The 17,776-nt window shown below is 69.5% G+C and carries 21 protein-coding genes; 13 read left to right on the plus strand and 8 right to left on the minus strand.

What is annotated here, in order from left to right; translation table 11 throughout:
- Positions 1 to 13 precede the first annotated feature (13 nt).
- The gene (locus tag IFT45_RS11475) at positions 14 to 559 is read left to right on the plus strand and encodes a cysteine hydrolase family protein (protein ID WP_185231454.1); all 546 of its coding nucleotides are present in this window, start codon (positions 14 to 16) and stop codon (positions 557 to 559) included.
- A 186-nt stretch (positions 560 to 745) separates the two neighbouring features.
- Complete coding sequence (locus tag IFT45_RS11480) at positions 746 to 2,314, plus strand: hypothetical protein (protein ID WP_206759072.1); 1,569 nt, start codon at positions 746 to 748, stop codon at positions 2,312 to 2,314.
- A gap of 148 nt (positions 2,315 to 2,462) precedes the next feature.
- Here IFT45_RS11480 and IFT45_RS11485 read toward each other — a convergent pair whose 3' ends face one another.
- A complete protein-coding gene (locus IFT45_RS11485) occupies positions 2,463 to 2,957 on the minus strand; it encodes a MarR family winged helix-turn-helix transcriptional regulator (protein ID WP_192128249.1) in 495 nt (164 codons plus the stop codon).
- A gap of 91 nt (positions 2,958 to 3,048) precedes the next feature.
- Here IFT45_RS11485 and IFT45_RS11490 point away from each other — a divergent pair, with 91 nt between their 5' ends.
- On the plus strand, positions 3,049 to 3,978 hold the full coding sequence (locus IFT45_RS11490) for an NADP-dependent oxidoreductase (RefSeq protein WP_192128251.1): 930 nt from the start codon (positions 3,049 to 3,051) through the stop codon (positions 3,976 to 3,978).
- Positions 3,979 to 4,088: 110 nt separating this feature from the next.
- Here the strand turns inward: IFT45_RS11490 and IFT45_RS11495 are convergent, their stop codons facing one another.
- Positions 4,089 to 4,400: a helix-turn-helix domain-containing protein gene (locus IFT45_RS11495; protein WP_192128253.1), complete on the minus strand. Its 312-nt coding sequence runs from the start codon at positions 4,398 to 4,400 to the stop codon at positions 4,089 to 4,091.
- 111 nt (positions 4,401 to 4,511) lie between these two features.
- Here IFT45_RS11495 and map point away from each other — a divergent pair, with 111 nt between their 5' ends.
- On the plus strand, positions 4,512 to 5,288 hold the full coding sequence (gene map, locus IFT45_RS11500) for a type I methionyl aminopeptidase (RefSeq protein ID WP_192128255.1): 777 nt from the start codon (positions 4,512 to 4,514) through the stop codon (positions 5,286 to 5,288).
- 181 nt (positions 5,289 to 5,469) lie between these two features.
- Entirely contained in the window at positions 5,470 to 6,627 is a 1,158-nt protein-coding gene (locus IFT45_RS11505) for a cytochrome P450 (RefSeq protein WP_371810985.1), read from the plus strand.
- A gap of 140 nt (positions 6,628 to 6,767) precedes the next feature.
- On the opposite strand, the gene IFT45_RS11510 is transcribed toward IFT45_RS11505, so the two are convergent.
- Positions 6,768 to 7,448: an ABC transporter ATP-binding protein gene (locus IFT45_RS11510; RefSeq protein ID WP_185234315.1), complete on the minus strand. Its 681-nt coding sequence runs from the start codon at positions 7,446 to 7,448 to the stop codon at positions 6,768 to 6,770.
- Between the two features lie 86 nt (positions 7,449 to 7,534).
- Entirely contained in the window at positions 7,535 to 9,031 is a 1,497-nt protein-coding gene (locus IFT45_RS11515) for an ABC transporter permease (RefSeq protein WP_192128257.1), read from the minus strand.
- A 215-nt stretch (positions 9,032 to 9,246) separates the two neighbouring features.
- On the opposite strand from IFT45_RS11515, the gene IFT45_RS11520 reads away from it, so the two are divergent.
- Positions 9,247 to 9,747 carry a GNAT family N-acetyltransferase gene (locus IFT45_RS11520; RefSeq protein WP_192045226.1) on the plus strand — a complete coding sequence of 167 codons (501 nt, stop codon included), beginning with the start codon at positions 9,247 to 9,249 and terminating at the stop codon, positions 9,745 to 9,747.
- A gap of 171 nt (positions 9,748 to 9,918) precedes the next feature.
- On the opposite strand, the gene IFT45_RS11525 is transcribed toward IFT45_RS11520, so the two are convergent.
- Entirely contained in the window at positions 9,919 to 10,767 is an 849-nt protein-coding gene (locus IFT45_RS11525) for an SDR family oxidoreductase (protein ID WP_192045225.1), read from the minus strand.
- Between the two features lie 65 nt (positions 10,768 to 10,832).
- On the opposite strand from IFT45_RS11525, the gene IFT45_RS11530 reads away from it, so the two are divergent.
- Together IFT45_RS11530 and IFT45_RS11535 are read left to right on the plus strand one after the other, a co-directional pair.
- The gene (locus tag IFT45_RS11530; RefSeq protein ID WP_043595645.1) at positions 10,833 to 11,186 is read left to right on the plus strand and encodes a helix-turn-helix domain-containing protein; all 354 of its coding nucleotides are present in this window, start codon (positions 10,833 to 10,835) and stop codon (positions 11,184 to 11,186) included.
- Positions 11,187 to 11,299: 113 nt separating this feature from the next.
- Complete coding sequence (locus tag IFT45_RS11535) at positions 11,300 to 11,488, plus strand: hypothetical protein (RefSeq protein WP_192045224.1); 189 nt, start codon at positions 11,300 to 11,302, stop codon at positions 11,486 to 11,488.
- Between the two features lie 33 nt (positions 11,489 to 11,521).
- Here the strand turns inward: IFT45_RS11535 and IFT45_RS11540 are convergent, their stop codons facing one another.
- Together IFT45_RS11540 and IFT45_RS11545 are read right to left on the minus strand one after the other, a co-directional pair.
- On the minus strand, positions 11,522 to 12,055 hold the full coding sequence (locus IFT45_RS11540; protein WP_162234627.1) for an RNA polymerase sigma factor: 534 nt from the start codon (positions 12,053 to 12,055) through the stop codon (positions 11,522 to 11,524).
- 53 nt (positions 12,056 to 12,108) lie between these two features.
- Complete coding sequence (locus IFT45_RS11545; RefSeq protein ID WP_162234626.1) at positions 12,109 to 12,738, minus strand: hypothetical protein; 630 nt, start codon at positions 12,736 to 12,738, stop codon at positions 12,109 to 12,111.
- 984 nt (positions 12,739 to 13,722) lie between these two features.
- Between IFT45_RS11545 and IFT45_RS11550 the strand changes: the two genes are divergently transcribed.
- Positions 13,723 to 14,055, plus strand: a complete 333-nt coding sequence (locus IFT45_RS11550; RefSeq protein ID WP_055974433.1) for a hypothetical protein — start codon at positions 13,723 to 13,725, stop codon at positions 14,053 to 14,055.
- A gap of 155 nt (positions 14,056 to 14,210) precedes the next feature.
- Here IFT45_RS11550 and IFT45_RS17875 read toward each other — a convergent pair whose 3' ends face one another.
- Positions 14,211 to 14,816, minus strand: coding sequence for a TetR family transcriptional regulator C-terminal domain-containing protein (locus IFT45_RS17875; RefSeq protein ID WP_192045223.1), 606 nt, complete (start codon positions 14,814 to 14,816; stop codon positions 14,211 to 14,213).
- Between the two features lie 55 nt (positions 14,817 to 14,871).
- Between IFT45_RS17875 and IFT45_RS11560 the strand changes: the two genes are divergently transcribed.
- From IFT45_RS11560 to IFT45_RS11575, 4 genes are all read left to right on the plus strand, one after another.
- Positions 14,872 to 15,669 carry an SDR family NAD(P)-dependent oxidoreductase gene (locus IFT45_RS11560; RefSeq protein ID WP_192045222.1) on the plus strand — a complete coding sequence of 266 codons (798 nt, stop codon included), beginning with the start codon at positions 14,872 to 14,874 and terminating at the stop codon, positions 15,667 to 15,669.
- A complete protein-coding gene (locus tag IFT45_RS11565) occupies positions 15,666 to 16,613 on the plus strand; it encodes an SDR family NAD(P)-dependent oxidoreductase (protein WP_192128259.1) in 948 nt (315 codons plus the stop codon). Before IFT45_RS11560 ends, IFT45_RS11565 begins: the two co-directional genes overlap by 4 nt.
- 156 nt (positions 16,614 to 16,769) lie before the next feature.
- Positions 16,770 to 17,222 carry a hypothetical protein gene (locus IFT45_RS11570; protein ID WP_206759074.1) on the plus strand — a complete coding sequence of 151 codons (453 nt, stop codon included), beginning with the start codon at positions 16,770 to 16,772 and terminating at the stop codon, positions 17,220 to 17,222.
- A 300-nt stretch (positions 17,223 to 17,522) separates the two neighbouring features.
- Positions 17,523 to 17,776: hypothetical protein (locus tag IFT45_RS11575; protein WP_197982386.1), on the plus strand; the 254-nt coding region annotated here is incomplete at its 3' end.

The raw sequence follows: 17,776 nt of genomic DNA on the forward strand, positions 1-17,776 counted from the left end.
GGATGCTCGCGGCATGACCTCCGCCACGGCCCTGCTCGTCATCGACCTCCAACGCGGCGTCGTCGTCGGGTGCGTCGACGCCGACGCGGTCCTCGAGCGGACCGCCCGTCTCGTCGACCGGGCGAGGGCGGAGGGCGTGCCCGTGGTCTGGGTGCAGGACCACGACGACTTCCCCGAGGGCACGGACGACTGGCAGCTGGCTCCGCCGCTCGCCCGGGCGGGCGACGAGCCGCTCGTCCGGAAGGACCGCCGCGACTCGTTCGTCGGCACCGACCTCACCGCGGTGCTCGAGCGACTGGGCGCGGAGCACCTCGTCGTCGCCGGCGCCCAGACCGACTACTGCGTCCGGACGACGACGCAGGCGGCGGCCGTGCGGGGCTTCGACGTGACCCTCGTCTCGGACGCGCACACGACCACCGACGCCGAGCACGACGGCGTCGTCATCACCGGCGAGCAGATCGTCGCCCACACGAACATGTACTTCGCCGGCCTCCGCTACCCGGGGCAGCACTTCGCCGTCGAGACGCACGACCGGGTGGAGCTGACGAGCCGCCGGTAGCTGCGGCGACCGGGTGACAGAACTCGTCTCCTCAAGAACGTGAGCAACTGATAGCTTCTCGACGGGGGCTGAGGCCCTCTTCTGCTCGTCGAGGTGCTGGGCCCCGACGGACTTGCAATGACGCATGTATCCGTTCCGACAGAAAGCACTCCTTTGCGCTCATCAGCCACCAGGGGCCTCGTCGCTGTGCCGACGGCCCTCGCACTCGCACTCGGAGGTGTCCTGCTCGCCGCGGGCCCCGCCTCCGCCGCGGCTCCCGTGACGATCACGTCGCCGGCTCCCGGGTCCACCTACGACAACTCGGCAGGCCTCCCCCAGGTCGTGCCGATCACGGGGACGGGCCTCCCCACGGCCGACGACCTCGTGCTCACGTACGACATCGGCACGGGCACGGCCGCCCAGGCCCTGTTCAGCGGCACGACCCACAACGCTGACGGGTCGTTCTCCGCCAACGCCAACTTCGGACAGCTGCCCCCCGGTGAGACGACCGTCGTGGCGACCGTCTCAGGCGCCGACTCGCTGTCCGGCGTCGCCGACCCCGAGGTGACGCCGTCCGCGTACACGTTCGAGCTCGCCGTCGCGCCGAACCCCTCGTTCCCGTTCACCGTGACGTCGCCCGGCACCGGTGAGGTCGTCGACACGACGACTCCGGTCTTCACCGGCACGGCGCAGCCCGGCAGCACGGTCACGGTCACCTACAGCAACAAGGCCCTCGGCAACTCGGTCGCCGGCACCGCCGTCGCGGACCCGAGCGGGGCGTACTCGGTGCCCACGACCTTCCTCGACCTCGCGCCCGGTTCGCTCGGGTCGGGCGCCACCGTCACCCAGACGAACCCGGACGCCCAGGTCGGTCGTCTCTCGATCGCCTTCACCTTCGCGCAGCCTCCCGTGCCCGCCATCGCGCAGACGGTGACCGCGACCCCGGACGAGGTGACCGTCGAGCAGGCCACGACGACCGGGATCACGGTCGCCGCGACGGGCTTCAGCCCCGGCGAAGAGGTGCGCACGGTCGTCACGGACTCTGACGGAGCCGCCGTCGAGCTCGCCGATCGCGACCTGAACTACTACGCGGAGAACGACCTCGGCGCCTACGCCGACACCCTGGTGTTCACGGACACCGTCGCTCCCGACGACTACACGATCACCCTCACCGGCGTGCGCTCCGGCATCGTCCTGGCCGCCGAGGTCACCGTCGTCGACGAGGTCGTCGTCCTGACACCGACGCCGGTCATCACCAGCCCGACTGAGGGGCAGGTCGTCTCGGGCGGGACGGTCACCGTCTCCGGCACCGGTCCGGTCGGCTCGGGCATCGTCCTGACCGTCGCCGAGCAGTCGTTCTTCGACGGCACGGACCTCGAGTCGCCTGCCGAGGGCCGGTTCTACCTCACCGAGTTCGCCGACCCGATCCTGGTCGACGACGCCGGCAACTGGACGATCACGGTCTCGCTGCTGCCGGGTGACTACGTGGCCCAGGCCGTCGCCGCCGAGCTCACGTCCGACGGCGCCGTCGACGAGGCGGGAGGCGTGTCCGAGTTCTCGAACATCGTCGCCTTCAGCCTCGTCGCAGCCCCCGCCGCCGTGGTGCCGCCCGTCGTGACCCCGGCGGCGCCCGTCGCCCGGCCGACGGGTCTCGCCTACACCGGCGCAGAGGCCGGCCAGGGCGTCATCGGTGCAGCTCTCCTGCTCCTCGTCGGAGGCGGCCTGCTGGTCGCCGCCCGTCACCGCCGCACCCTGGCGGTCCCCTCCGCCGAGTAGCACCGGATCAGCACACCCGACCGCCCCGTGAGGCGAACACGAGGTCAGTGGTCACCACGCGGGGCGGTCGCACGTCGTCTCCCTGGTGATCGACCGGCGGCCGACCTGGGTGAGGAGCGCGCGGCTCGCGTGACCCCTGTCCGGCGGCTCAGCTCGACGCGCGCCTCCGCGCCGAGCGCGGCGGGGCCGCACGCAGGTGCGCGGTGACGAGGCCGAGGATGCGGGCGAGCTGCTCGGCGTCGTCGTCCGTCACGGGGGCGAAGAGGAGGCCGCGAACGGTCTCGATGTGCCCCGGGAAGACGGCGGCGAGCACGTCTCGGCCCGCACCCGTGATGGTCACGACCGTGCTGCGCTCGTCGTCGGGCGACGGGGAGCGCACGACCAGGCCGCGGTGCTCGAGCAGCTGCGCCTGGTAGGTCAGTCCGCTCCGGCTGTGGACCACCCCGTCGGCGAGGTCGGTCATGCGCTGTCGCCCGTCCGGGTCGTCGCCGAGGCGGGCGAGGAGCTGGAACTGGACGTAGCTCAGCCCGCCCGCCTCCCGCAGCTGCGCCTCGACCGACGGCCGGAGCAGGGCGCTGACCTCGGTGAACGCGAAGTAGGCGGCGAGCTGCGCCGGCGTGAGAACGGTCGGAGAGTCGGTCATGGCTCCGAGCCTACTGGTTGCTTCCAGTTCGAAGCAGTGTTACGTTCTGGGAATTGCTTCGAACTCGAAGCACACAACGGAGGAGAACACGATGAAGGCAGTGCGTTTCGACCAGGTAGGCGGACCCGAGGTCCTCGAGTACGGCGACGTCGAGCGACCGACCCCCGCGGCAGGGGAGGTCCTCGTGCGCGTCGCGGCGTCCGCCTACAGCGCGGCCGACGCGGGCATGCGGGGCGGCTTCCTCCCGATCCCCGTGGCGCTCCCGCACGTGCCCGGCTACGACGTCTCGGGCACGGTCGAGGCGCTCGGCGACGGCGTCGACGGCCTGGCCGTCGGCGACGAGGTCGTCGGCTTCCTGCCGATGGAACGGGACGGAGGCGCGGCGGAGTTCGTCGTCGCCCCGGCCGACGCTCTCGTCGCCGCCCCGACGAGCATCCCGCTGGCCGACGCGGCGGCCCTGCCGTCGGTGGCGTTGACGGCGTGGCAGGCCCTCGTCGACGACGGCGAGCTGCGGGCCGGCCAGCGTCTCCTCGTCATCGGCGCGGGCGGCGTCGTCGGCAAGTACGCGATCCAGCTCGCGAAGCGACTCGGCGCCCACGTCGTCGCGACCGCGAGCCCCCGCAGCGCCGACGCCGTCCGTTCCGCCGGCGCCGACCAGGTCATCGACCACACCGCGACCGACGTGCTCGGTGCTCTCGCGGGCCAGGTCGACGTCCTGCTCAACCTGGCGCCGCTCGACCCCGCGCAGTTCGAGGCCGACGTCGCCGCGGTGCGCGACGGCGGCGTCGTCGTGAGCACGACCGCCTTCATCGCCACGCCCGGCGACGCGTCCCGCCGCGTCCGGGCCGCGACGGTGTTCGTGCGACCTGACCGCGACCGCCTCGAGCAGCTCGTCGCGCTCGTCGACGCCGGCGAGCTGACGGTCGAGGTGACCAGGCACATCCCCCTGGCCGAGCTGCCCGCGCTGCACGCCGAGGCGGAGACGGGGCGCATCGTGGGCAAGGTGGTCGTCCTCCCCTGACGGCGGGTCGACGCCGCGTCGACGAGCGGCTCAGCGCTGCACGGCAGGGCGCACGACGAGCTCGGTGACGTCGACGTCGAGCCTCTCCGTCGCCGAGCGCCGTGACGACGTCAGGAGGCGAGGGCCGGGTGACTGCCGGGGTTCTCGCTGCCGAGGAAGCTGCCTGGCGCCTCGGCGTCCGGCAGTTCGACGTCGGCCCAGAGCGCGTCGAGCGAGAGGCCCAGGACGCGAGCGACGGAGGCGATCGTCGCGAACGACGGCGTCGCGACACGACCGGACTCGATCTTGCGCAGGGTCTCCGGCGAGATCCCCGCGGCCAGGGCGGTCTCGAGGAGGGGGCGCTCGCCCCTCGTGCGGCGCAGCACGGCACCGAGTCGGCGGCCACGCTCGATCTCAGCGGGCGTGAGCGGGAGGCGGACCATGGGGCGATGGTAGCCGACGGGCTACGGGACGGGATAGTCTTACCGGGATAATAATACCGCCGTGGACGGTGCGCCCTTCCCACCTCGACGGCCTGACCCCTGGGAGCCTCCGTGATCGAGATCCTCGCCCCGGCCGAGATCGACCGAGCCCGTCGGAGCGGGGCCCTGGTCGGCAGCATCCTCGACACCCTCCGCTCCCGGGCCGAGGTGGGCACCGACCTCCTCGAGCTCGATGCCTGGGCTCGCGAGCTCATCGACCGAGCCGGCGCCGACTCCTGCTACGTCGACTACGCCCCCTCGTTCGGCAGCGGCCCGTTCGGGCACCACCTCTGCACCTCCGTCGGCGACGCGGTGCTGCACGGCAAGCCCCGGGCGCAGCGGATCGTCGACGGCGACCTGGTGACCCTCGACCTCGCGGTCTCCCTCGACGGCGTCACCGCCGACTCCGCGGTGAGCTTCGTCGTCGGCCAGGCCGCACCCGAGGCCACCGCGCTGATCGAGGCGACCGAGCGGGCACTCGCCGCCGGCATCGCGGCCGTCCGCCCCGGTGCCCGGGTGGGCGACCTCTCCCACGCGATCGGCACCGTATTGACCGACGCCGGCTACGCCGTCAACCTCGAGTTCGGCGGGCACGGCATCGGATCGACGATGCACCAGGACCCGCACGTCGCCAACGACGGCCGCCCCGGTCGCGGCTACCGCCTCCGACCAGGCCTGCTGCTCGCCCTCGAGCCGTGGGTGATGGCCGACACCGACCAGCTCGTGACCGACCCCGACGGCTGGACGCTGCGCAGCGCCACGGGGTGCGCCACGGCGCACAGCGAGCACACGGTGCTCGTCACCGACGACGGCGCCGAGATCCTCACGCTGCCTCCGCGGCGGTCCTGAACTGGCGAGTGAGGCCACGATGGCCGCATGTCCGACTCGACTGCCACGACGAATCCGCTGCGTGACGACTCCCTCTCCGTGCTCACCCGGGGCTACGGCTTCGGCGCCCGGCTGTGGGAGCGCACCCGGCTCGGGTGCGCGTGCAGTGCCTCTCCGGCTCCTCGGGCGGCCAGCGTTGCTCGTGCGCGGCGCTGAGGCCGTCGAGCTGTTCTACGACGAGCAGCGGATCGCACGGCACGGAGCCATGCCCGCGCTCGTCCAGCAGACGCTGTTCGGCCGGGGGTCGGTCCACAGTCTCGACGAGGCGGAGCACCGGCACCGGAAGGCGACCTTCCTCGACGTCGCCTACGACGACGAGCAGGTCGCGCGGCTGACGCCGCTGCTCGATCGTGAGTGGCGCCGTGAGGTCGACGGCTGGCTGGCCGGCGGTCGACGCTCCGCCTACGACGCGGCCGTCGGAGCGTTCGGACGAGCGAGCATGGCCTGGGCGGGCCTGCCCGGGACGGCGGCGGCACGGACCCGATGGTCCGCGCGCCTCGCACAGATCGTCGACGGCTTCGGCGTGCCGTACTCCCCCGAGTACCTGCTCGCAGCCGCGAACCGTGCGTGGTCGGACCGTCACGCCCGACGCCTCGTGGAGGCCGTCCGCGCCGGCGCTCTCGAGCCCGACGCGGGGACGGCTCTGCACGAGTGGGCCTGGCACCGGGACCCGGAGGGTGCGCTGCTGCCCGCGAAGCTGGCGGGGATCGAGCTGCAGAACAGCATCCGCCCGATGATCGCCGTGGCCCGCTTCGTAGCCTTCGCGGCGGGGGAACTGCACGACCGCCCCGAGTGGCGAGGGCGGATCGCGGCGGAGGGCGCGGAGCGCGGGACCCTGACCGGCGGGCCGCTCGCCGCCGCCTTCGCGCAGGAAGTCCGGAGGACTGCGCCGTTCGTGCCGATGCTGCCGGGCTGGGCGCGGGACGACGTGGAGCTCGACGGCCAGCGACTGCCGGCCGGGGGCCGGGTGCTGCTCGACATCCTCGGCACCGACACCGACGAGGCGTCCTGGGACCGCGCCTCCGAGTTCGATCCGGAGCGCTTCGCCGGTGTCGACGACTACGAGGCGATCACGACGTTCGTCCCGCACGGTGGCGGAGACCCGGCCGCCGGCCACCGGTGCCCGGGAGAGAAGCTCGCGATCGCGGGCCTCGCCGCCGCGGTCACGGCCCTCAGCGACCCCCGTCTCACGATCCTCGACGAGGGATTCTCGGTCGACCGGCGGCGGCTGCCGACGAAGCCGTCATCCGGCGGGCGGATCCGAGCCGCCGGAGCGCCGTCCCGCTGCCCGTTCCACTGACGTCGCGAGGACGCTCCACGGGGGTGCACCTCTCAGCCTCCCTCGACCGTCCCCGGGCCTGAGCTGCGATCATCGAGGTGAGCCCGCTCCGTGATCGACCTGCCACCCGGTCATCTGACCGTCGGCCATGGCGCGAGAGGTCAGGCAGCCGGCCCCAGCTCCGTGAGCTCTCCGCCCGCGATGCGAAGGCGGCGTTGTGCGCGCCGGGCCACGGCCGAGTCGTGCGTGACGATGACCACCGTGAGCCCGCGGTCACGCCAGACGCCCTCGAGCAGGTCCATGATCTCGTCGCGGGTGGCCTCGTCCAGGGAGCCCGTCGGCTCGTCCGCGAGCAGCACGCTCGGTTCCTTGACGAGCGCCCGCGCGATGGCCACCCGCTGCTGCTGTCCGCCCGAGAGCTCGCTCGGCAGGTGGTCGGCTCGTTCGGCGAGCCCCACGGACGCCAGCGCTGCCCTCGCTTTCTCCCGGCGCTCCGCCCGGGGCGTCGAGCCGTCCGCGAAGGCCGTCTCGACGTTCTCCGCGGCCGTCAGGGTCGGGATGAGGTTGAAGCCCTGGAAGACGAAGCCGATCTCGCGGGCCCGTGCCGCCGCCAGGGCGTGGTCGCCCGCCGCCGAGAGCTCGGAGTCACCGAGTCGGACCGTGCCGCTCGTGGGTCGGTCGAGCGCGCCGAGCATCTGGAGCAGGGTGGACTTGCCTCCGCCGGTGGGCCCCTGGATCGCGACCATCTGCCCTGTGGGGATGACGAGGTCGACGCCGGCGAGGGCCGTCACCGTGCGCTTCTTCTGCTGGTAGGTCTTGGTGACGGCGGTGAGCGTGTACATGGGCGGCGTGCCTCCAGAGGCGATGGTGGTGGTATCGCCGGCCGCAGCCGGCCGGGGGATCGGGTCCGTTGCTTCGTGGATGTCGGTCACGCGACGCTCCTCAGGGCCTCGGCGGGGCGTAGGCGCGAGGCACGCCATCCCCCGGCGGCTCCCGCGAGCAGGCCGCCCAGGACGGCCAGGCCCACCGCGAGGACGACGATCGACGCCGTCACGGGCACGGTCAGGGCGACGTCGGTGGTGGCCTGCGCCACCTGCTGGCCGACGCCGCCTCCGCCCGCTGTCCCGGGGCCGCCCGCGCCGGGCCCCGCCGCCTGGGTGGTGGCCGCGGCGGACAGGGTCGGTGCCACGAGGTTCACGACCAGGATCCCGAGGAGGCCGACCGCGACTCCGACGACTCCGCCGATCAGGCCCTGCACGAGGGACTCCCCCGCGACCTGCCGGGTGATGCGGGAGCCGCTCCAGCCGATGGCCTTGAGCGTGCCGAACTCGCGGGTGCGTCGACCGACGCCCGAGACGGTGAAGAGGATCGCCATGAGGAACGCCGCGGCGAGCACCGCCACGGAGAGCCAGGTGCCGAGCCTCCCGATCAGGTCGGACGCGGTCGACAGCGAGCCGGACACGCTCGACGCCAGGTCGGACTGGGTGCTCACCGTGGCGTCCGGCAATGCGGCCTGCAGGTCGGACTTCAGGGCGTCGACGCCGCTGGCGCTCGACGCCGTGACGTACACGTCGCTGATCTGGTCCGTCAGGCCGCTGAGTGCCTGAGCGGTGTCGAGGGGCACGTACGTGTCGGAGGCGGTGGCGGCGTCCGACGACGTGGACGCCACGATCCCGACGACCGTGAAGTCGGTGCCGCCGATCGCGAGCGTGTCTCCGACGGCGAGATCGGCGCTCGTCGCGTACGTCTGGTCGAGCACGACGACGTCGGCCCCCGCGTCGGCGGCGGTGAAGCTGCGGCCGTCGACGAGCGAGGCGCTGCTGAGCGGTCCGACCGCGTTCGTCGCGGGGTCGAGGCCGGTGACCGAGAACTGGTCGACGTCGAACGCGCTGCCGCCCGCGCCGTCGGCCCCGCCGGTGGGAGGCGCGGCCTGCGTGCCCGCGTCGGTGCCGTCACCGGTCGCACCGTCGGCACCCGCGCCTCCCGCGCCCCCCTGGGAAAAGTCGGGCACCGTGCCCGAGAAGGTGGAGGCCTGCAGGCTCAGGGTCGCGGTCGCGGCGGAGACGCCGTCGACGCCCTCGACGGTGGTCAGGGCCGACGAGTCGAAGGTCGCGGTGCCCCGCGCGGCGGAGAGGGTGCTCTGGGCGACCTCGGTGCTGCCGTCGTCGGTGGTGGTGCCGTCGCCGGAGCCGAAGGCGAACTGCTGGCCGGGCCCGTCGGCGCCCGGCTCGGCGGTCTGCGTGATGGTGACGTCGGTGCCGACGCCGTAGACCGACTCGAGGACGGTCGACTGGGCGTTCTTCACACCGGCCGCCACCCCGCTCACGATCATCACGAGGGCGATGGCCAGGGCCATGCCCGCCGCGATGATCACGGTCTGCTTGCGTCTGTTGCTCAGCTCTCTGAGCAGGTAGGTCAGGAACACGGTTCTCCTCGGTGCAGGGATCAGGACGAGGAACACGGTAAGAAACACCGCCCTCAGCACCCGATGGCCTTGCTAAGAGACCCCTATGGCACCCAGACCCCCAGCCCGCCGTCATGGCCGGACCTGTCGAGGGTCCACGAGCCATGCCGCGGCCGCTGGACGATCGTCTATCGGGCAGTGCACGAGTGTTCCGCGCGGCACGAAATGATGGTGGCATGTCCACCCCCGAGCAACTCGTGCCGACCGTCCGTCGTGCGAATCTCACCGGAAGTGACGCAGCGCAGGTAGGAAAGCTCATCGCCGACTACCTCATCCAGACCGAGCGGGAAAAGGCCGAGCACCTAGACGGCGCCCACGGTCCGACGCCATTGCCTGAAAAGTACCGCCACGAAGTCGACGACCCTTACTCCGCGTATGCCTCTGCCGATGTGTACGTGGCCGAGTTGCAAGGCCACCTAGTCGGCGTCGCTGTGGTCCACAGCGACCAGGACGCGGACGAACTGAAGAGAGTGTGGGTCGATCCAGCTGCTCGCGGAACTGGCGCAGGATCTGCGCTCCTCAACGCAGCGCTGACACGTGACGAGCAGCGCCCGCTCCGGCTGACAGTATGGAGGTGGCGGGATGACGCGATCAGGCTCTACTCCAGACGAGGGTTTCAAGCCGTTGCCTCATGGGACCCGCGTCCTGACCTGATCTGCATGGAACGACGAACCTGACCCGACGTCGCTAGCATCCCAGGCACGGATCCCCTATCGGGCATGCAGAAACGATCGTTTGTGACTAGCGCCGACGAACACCACGAGCGGGCCCTGGCCAGATCAGAACCGCTCCCCAACTGAAGATCGCCTTGGTCGGGGAGCAGCCCTTGCTGTCGTACAGCGAACGGGTCAGGCCCGGAGGTCCTTGAGCCACTGCTCGACCGTGCGCGGGCTCAGCCCGAGCTGCTGCTGTGCGCTCGTGGCAGGGTCGATGAGCTCGGAGGGCAGGGTGGCCCGCCACCGGTACGAGGCCACGACAGGGTCCGCTCCGGCTGAGCCGAAGAGGGGCTCGATGACGCGGCCGAAGTCGTCGACGTCCTGCGCCTCGAACCGCACGCTCGTGCCCGAGGCTGCGGCGAAGCCAGCCGCGAGGTCGGAGCCCACGAGGCCGGGCAGCGCACCGACCCCGACGACACCGGTCACGGAGCCGTCCTGCAGCAGTCGCGCGACGACGTCGGCCACGTCGAGGTGCGAGCTCCACGACACGGCGTAGTCGTCACGGATCGGGTAGCGGAGGACGCCCTCCTGCTCCACGCCCGCGGCGACCGGCGGCAGCAGCAGGTTCTCGAGGAAGAGGCGCGGGGCCGCGACGGCGACGGAGACCCCGGTCGCCCGCAGACCGGCAGTGAGGACGCCGACGGGACTCTCAGCCGCACCGTCGCCCTCCGTCGGGTACCCGCTGGTCGAGACGACCACCCGGGCCGGCCGTGCCTGCTCGACGGCTGCGACGACCGTCCGGGCATGCGCGAGCTGCTGGGCGGCGTCGCCGACCGGAAGGTGCACGAAGACGCCGTCGACGCCCGCGTAGGCCGCCGCGAGGGACGCGACCGACATCAGGTCGACGGCGACGGGCGCGCCGCCTCCCTCATAGGCGGACGGGTCGCGGACCGCCGCGGTGACGGCGGCGCCGGAAGCGAGAAGGGATGCGACGACGGGGGAGCCCTGGGCGCCAGTAGCGCCGTGGATGAGATAGGTCATGAATCTATCAATGCATCTGGTGCACCAGTTACGTCAACTGCACCAATGGCGTACTGTCCATGTTCATGGCTTTCTGTGGGGAGATCTGGCCCGAGTGCGGCATCGCGAAGTTCCTGACACTGCTCGACGGCCCCTGGGCAACGCTCATCGTGCGAGAGCTCCTCGAGGGCCCGGCTCGTTTCACCGAGCTAAAGGAGGCGCTGCCCGGCATCAGTGCGCACACCCTCACCAACCGCCTCCGGAAGTTCGAGACGTCGGGCCTCGTCACCAGGACGGCGTACTCCGAGATCCCGCCGCGCGTCGTCTACGAGCTCACCCCGACGGGGCAGGGGCTCCGGCCCGTGCTTGAGTCGATGAACGCCTGGGCGTTGTCCGTCCCGCCGACACCCGACGCAGAGATCGAGGTGGTTCCTCGGTAGAGGATCGTCTATCGAGACACTCTGAAGCTAGAGGTCGCGTTCCTTGGCCCCCTAGCGGGCGGCCGCTATGACGACTAGCCAAACCGCTCGCAGAGCTGCACTACGGTTCGAGCATGGAGACCGTTCCGCTCGTCATGACCGTAATCGGCGCTCTCGTCGTCGCGGCAGGCTTCGCCTACACGTTCAACCTCAGGAAGCGAGGCGGGGTGCGATCGGGAAGTCGCCCCTTCTTAGCCATGACCATCACGATCGGACTCGGAACCGGAATCCTCGTAGCAGGCGTCATCGCCGCCCTGAGCTGACTCGCGAACCCCTAGCTAATGGCCGATCGCCTATCAGGCATCGGTGGTGCCAATGACACGCCCGCGGAATGCGCCGGGCACGTCACGCGGGCCCTTGTCGGCAAGTTGATCGTGGAGGACCTTCCGGGCTCGGGAAAGGCGGGCACGAACTGACGTGGCCCGCTTTCCAAGGATTAAAGCCACTTCTTCCTGGGTGAAACCGTCCCAGTAGACGAGGCGCACGATCTCCCGATCTACCACCGGAAGCTGCTCAATTGCCGCTCGTACGTAGGCGACTCTTTCCATGTTCTCGGTTGAGGCATGTTGCTCGAGGGCATCGGCAGACACAGTGAGCCGAAGGCGTGCGCTCAAGGCGGTCCGCCGGGTTCGACCTCGTAGGTGTTGCGAGAGTTTTTTGCGAGCGATGCCAAACAGCCAGGCACGAAGCATGTCCGGTTCGATTGTGCGGGTCGTGCTCGATTGCCAGGCTGCGAGGAACGTTTCACTGACGAGATCCGCTGCGTCCTCGGCTGGTACGTCACGTCGTATGAAGAACCCGAGCAGCCCTCTAGCCTCGTTGCGGAACAAGTCAGCGAGATCTGCGCCTACTTCTCTGTGAGGGTGAGGCTTCGTCGTTCCCGTCAATGGAGTTGTCCGTCGCAGTCCGAATCGATCTCTGCCCAGCCACTCACGGTGCCGGCGGGCAGGCCGAGTTCGTCGGATACATCCATGACGATGAACTCGAGCATGGACACGGACAGTGCCGATTCGTCTTCGAGGGGCTGCTGATCTCCGATTCCCGGGATTTGCGCTGTTGACTGCACTGACTGGGGGAGATCGCCGGGGGTGCCTGCCTTGTCGCCAGCCAGAACAAGGGCGTATTCGTAAATGCGCTGACCGAGACCGCTCGTGGTGAAGTCGGCATTTCGGTAGTAAGTGGAGACCTCGGTGAACCTGGGCGAGAAGTACGAGCTTTCGATGGTGGCAGTGCACGAGACTGTGACCCCAGTGTCGGTGACGTACTCGACGGGGATCGGGGTCTCGATTCGTGTCAGCCCGTCGACGGCGACTGCGCCGGCCGTGAGTGCTCCGACGGCAAGAATGCTGCCGGGCACGAGCCAGAGTGCTTTTCGGCGCCGGGGAAGCCGCCGGCTCCCAGTGGCAACGCGAGTCTCTGCCACAAGAGCATCGAGTGCCGCCTCCGTAGCGACTGAGGTGGTAAACGCCGGGCGGCTCCCAGCGAGGAGTTCGTCAACATTGTGCTTGGGCAAGGTGATCCGATCCAACCGATGACCGCGGGCTCTCCGCTGTCACAGAAGTAATGTCCAGTGAGCACCAAAGTGTGACGTCGTGAATCGACTTTTCCTCTTTCGTAATTCCTCGAAGTGCAGGCCGTGGCCCAGCAACACTCGGTCACCGAAGATAGATCGTCTATTGGAGGTCATGTCGGCAGGAGTGAAAGTGTGACGAGCAGCTTGGGAGGGTCGCCGCATCAGACGAAGTAGAGGACTCCGGCCACGGCCACCACAAAGCACAGCGGAACGGCTCCAAACACTGTGACTCGCCGACTGGCGGGCATCGACCGCGGTTCTTGAGCGCTCAGCCATGCCATCACCAGAACTGTCACGCCCGCAAGGGTGGTAATCGCCGAAACCATGAGAACGGATGCGTCGGCAGGGAGCATGGCGCAGGCCGACGGACGGTCGTCGTAGGAGCAGGACCGCCAGGGCTGCAACAAGAAAAGAGTCAAGACGAGAGCGCCCGTAACACCGGTGACCGCACCCAGCGCCATGAAAGTTCGTCGCGTCCTCATGGCTTAACCGTAGAGCTGGCAGCCAATCGCTCTCCTTGGATGACGGAACAGCTTGCAGAAGGGCAGGCTCACGGAGCACCAGATCCGGCCTAACGACATTGACCTGCCACCAACTCAGCCCATCGACATCAGTCACTGGCTAACGCATGGCGATGCGGCAGATCGGTACCGGAGATCGCTAGAGCGAGGTTACAAACGGTGCCCGATAGACGATCCCCTATCGGGACGGACCGAGCAGAGGACATTGCGTTTAGCTGCAGGGGTGTGCGTATGCTCGCAGCAGCACCAGCCGCACCAGCCGCACTGTCGCGAAGGGTAGGACACGATGATCCGACGACGCATCCTCGAAGCTTCTGCAGGAGCAGGGGTTCTCTGCCTACTGCTATCAGGATGCGGCGGAACTGCTGCGGCGGGGACCGGCGACCTGCCAAGCTTCACTTCGATGGATCAGCTCGTCTCCGCCGTTGACGAGCACCTTGGCTGCGACACCGACCCTGCCGGCGATCCTGTCACCCCGATGAACGGCGACGCCCTGCCCACGGACCAAGTTCTGTGCCTGCCCCACGTGCAGATCGACCTCTACAAGGACCAGGCGGCACTGGACAAGGCTCTAAACCTCTGGAGCGATACCCAACAAGGCCCCGTGCCGTTGGTGCACGGTGGCAACTGGATGGTGGTGGACCTAACCGGGGTGGCTACTGGTGAGCCCTCGGCCGTCGATTTGGAAGGGCTTGCATCTGAGATGGACGCCGAATACGAAACCGTCGCCGCCTGACGACGCATCGGTGACCGGCGAGCGATCCCCTTACGGGACGCTCCGGCTCCGACAGTCAGACAAGAGGTGCAACGTTGTGTGACAACACGCCATGAGCAGCCCCGCGACGAGCAGGCCGTCCGATGCGGCCCCCGCACGAACGGTCGGGCCTGAGTTCAGACGCGGGCGCGGTGCAACGGGTCGAGCGCCGAGTCCAGCGCCGCCTCGAGCGGCCACGCCGAACGCAGCGGCTGGCTCATCACGAGTCCACCCTGCACCGCCGTGAGGATCACCATCGCGATCCGCTCCGGGTCGGCCTCGCGGTCGACGTCGCCCGACCCCTGCATCTTGCGCACGCCCGCGGCGAGCAGGTCGCGCCACGCACCCATGCTCTCAGCGATGACCCGTTCGAGCTCGGGATCAGTCATGGCCGACTGTGTCGCGAGCGAGCCGATCGGGCAGGCCCACCGGCCGAGGCCCAGGTAGTAATCAACGAGGGCCTCACGCCAGGCGCTCCACGACTCCCACGAGCCGAGGTCGTCGATGTGCGGCTGCTGCGCCTCGAGCAGCTGGGCGCCCTCCCACACGGCGACCTCACGCACGAGCTCCGCCTTGCCGCCAGGAAAATAGTGGAACAACTGGCTCTTGCTGGTCAGCGTCGCCGCCCGGACGGTCTCGAGGGTCGTTCCGCCGATGCCCGACGCGAGGATCTGCTCGCCCGTCGCCTCGATGATCCGTTGCCGGGTCGCCCTGCCGCGCTCGGTGAGCTTCGTCTCGTCCACCCTGCGATCTTACCCGCCTGGACCGCACAGTCCATTCCTATGCTAAGAATGGACCATGAAGTCCAATGAAGAAGAACTCCAGACCCTCGCCGTCGACACCCGCCTGGCGGGCAAGACCGTTCTCGTCACCGGCTCGACCAGCGGCATCGGCGAGGCCATCGCCCGCGTCCTCGCCGCCTCCGGCGCCGAGGTCGTCGTGAACGGGCGCGACGCCGGACGCGCCGAGGCCGTCGTGCGCAGGATCACCGCGGCCGGCGGTCACGCCCACGCCGTGGTCGGCGACCTCGGCGGGACCGCGTCAGAGGTGCGCCGCATCGCCGCGGCAGCTGAGGACGCGCTCGGCGGCCACGTCGATGTCGTCGTCAACAACGCCGGCATCTACCCCGTTGGCCCTACCGCCGACCTCGCCGACGCTGACCTCGACGCCGTCCTCGCGGTCAATGTCCGCGCGCCCCACGTGCTCGTAGGAGCACTCGCCCCCGCGATGGTCGAGCGCGGAGGCGGCTCGATCGTCAACATCGGCTCGTGGATGGCTCGTGTCGGAGTCCCCTTCGGCGCCGCCTACACCGCCTCGAAGGCCGCCCTCGAGCAGATGACCCGCACCTGGTCGGCCGAGTTCGGGCCCTCCGGCGTAGGAGTCACGACCGTGTCGCCCGGCGCGACGAGCACGCCCGGCAACGCCGAGAGCGCCGACGTCCTGGCCGCGATGACGGCGGGCACCGTCGCGGGCCGACCGGTCCGACCGGTCGACGTCGCCTTCGCGGTCCGCTGGCTCGTCTCGGACGAGGCGGCGTTCGTGCACGGAAGCACCGTCGACGTCGACGGCGGGATCGCTGCGGTCCGACTCGGATGAACGCCGACCGGACACTCGAGGACGCCCGACGGTTCGATGCGTCCTCGACCGCCCTCGACGTGGTCGAGGGCGTAGACCTGCACGGCCAGACTGCCCTGGTCACGGGTGCCAGCTCAGGGATCGGCGTCGAGACGGCACGGGCTCTCGCCCGGGCCGGCGCGACGGTGGTCCTAGCGGCCCGCAACGTCGAGGCCGGCGAGAGGACGGCCGAGGAGATCAGGGCCCGGGACCCGGCCGCGACCCTCCGGGTGAGGGAGCTCGATCTCGCCGACCTCAACTCCGTGCGTCGACTGACCGCCGAGTGGTCGGGCCCCCTGCACCTGTTGCTCGCCAACGCCGGCGTCATGCACGTCCCCGAACGACGTACGCCCGAGGGTCAGGAGTGGCACTTCGGCATCAACCACCTCGGGCACTTCGCCCTGGCCAACGGCCTCCACCAGGCGCTGGCCATGGCTCAGGGAGCGCGCGTCATCTCCCTGTCATCGAGCGGCCACGGTGCGAGCGGAATTCGCTTCGGCGACCTCGACTTCCGTCGGACGCCCTACGACCCAGGGATCGCGTACGGGCAATCGAAGACCGCGAACGTGCTGTTCGGCATCGAGGCCACGCACAGATGGCACGGCGAGGGCATCACGGCCGCTGCCGTGATGCCCGGGGGCATCTGGACCGGACTGCAACGCCACTGGGACCCCGCCGTGCTGGCCGAGATGAAGCGCCGATACTCCCACCGCGTCAAGACTGTCGAGCAGGGTGCGGCGACATCGGTGTTCGTCGCCACACGGGCGGAGCTCGGCGTCGGCGCCCCGGCGTACTGGGAAGACTGCAGCCCGGCCGACGTCGTGGACCACATCATCGACGGGACCCACGGCGTCATGCGCCATGCCGTCGACCCCGACGTGGCTCAGCGCCTCTGGTCAGAGTCCGAAGCCCTGACCCGACGATGAATTCGCCCCGACGGATGGCAACCCGGTAGCGGATCCCCTAACGGGCGGCGGTGACCGTTCCCGTCGGCCCTCGGCTGCTCGGGGGGTATAGCGAACAGCACGAGCTCAGGTAAAGGTCATGAACAATGTGGTCAATCCGAAACCGTTGGAGTTTTCATGAGGAAGACAGCACTCGTCCCTATGACCGTCGCGTTGGTCACGGTTCTTGGCGGGTGCACCTCAACTACGGCGCCGCAGGTGACGGCCATCAACGAGCAATTCGACGAGCTAGACCTCAGCGAACTAGGTGACCTGAAATGCGACTTTACGTATCAGCCTGGGCCCTTTGATCAAACCGGAAACAGCTACCTCCGTCAGGTCGTCCTCGACGATGAAGCGAACGCGCCAAAAGCGATTGAAGCCCTCGAAGATCAGGGCTTCACGGTCGTGGAGCGTCATCAGAGCGCGGAGGGCGAGCTCGTAAATCTGGATGGGCCGGACGGTGTGGCGGCCAGCCTTTCGACAGCAACTGCAGATGTGACTGGCACCGTCCTGCCCTACGACGGCCTTGAGGACTGCCCCGTGCCTACCGACGGGCTGATCATCGTGTCTCTTTCCCTGGCCAAATAACGGACCTAGAGGAGGCGCGCTCGGCGAACTGCTGACCGTCCGACTCAGGACCGTCTGAGGAGCGACGGGCCTGCGGGCTTCCCAGAAACCCGAACCGGTCCAAAACCCCGTTTTCAACCGTTCGTCGTTTGCGAGCAGCTGATCCAAGCCCGCCGCGGCCACACCCAGAACCGATCGTCTGCGATCTTCGCCGCTGGGGGATCCCCTACCGGACAGTGGTCGGCCGTGCATCTGCCCACACCAGGCCCTCCGCGCAGAATCAGCACCAAGATGTCTTGCTCTGCATCTACCGTCAACAAGGTGACCACCTTTGACGCGGAGCCATCAGCCGACGCCCCCGGGAGCTTCCCCTCCGGCTGGGTACTGATCGGCGAGCGACGCAGGTGGTGGGCGCCCCTGGCCGGCGCCGGAGTACTCACGTTCGTCTTCTTCGGCATCTACGGCGCTGGCACATTCGGGTCATTCTTCGAAGACGTCGCCCCATGGCCCAGCAGCCTCCTCCTAGGCGCCCTGACCGCAGGCGTTCTCGTGGTCGCGGCCACGCTCATCCGGAA

Source organism: Frigoribacterium sp. CFBP 13707 (assembly GCF_014842245.1).
GTDB classification, from domain to species: Bacteria; Actinomycetota; Actinomycetes; order Actinomycetales; family Microbacteriaceae; genus Frigoribacterium; species Frigoribacterium endophyticum.